The following is a 229-nucleotide window of genomic DNA, read 5'->3' as shown; positions in this document are numbered from 1 at the left end:
CGGTGGACTGCAACTACTGCTATGTGGACTACCCCGCGAAGATAAAGTCGGCGGGGCTGAACGGCTTCACCGCTCCGAAAGCCTTGAAAACGCTGGACAGCGAGGGCTTCAAGCGCGGCGACAAGGGCGTAGGCGTGTACGCGTACAAACAGCTTCTGCGGCTCGCTTGCGCGGCGCTGGGCGTGCCTGAGAGCCTTGCAGATGACGGCGGCTTTGGCGGCGGTACGGA

General features: G+C 63.3%; 1 pseudogene. It reads left to right on the top strand.

From position 1 onward, the window contains the following. Positions 1-229, top strand: a pseudogene (locus LI114_RS14060) (hypothetical protein); the annotation flags it as partial.

The organism is Ruminococcus sp. 210702-SL.1.03 (genome assembly GCF_020559915.1).
In the GTDB taxonomy this organism is placed as follows: Bacteria; Bacillota; Clostridia; order Oscillospirales; family Ruminococcaceae; genus YE71.
Note: the sequence above shows the minus strand (reverse complement) of the source record. Positions and strands in the feature narration are given on the sequence as shown.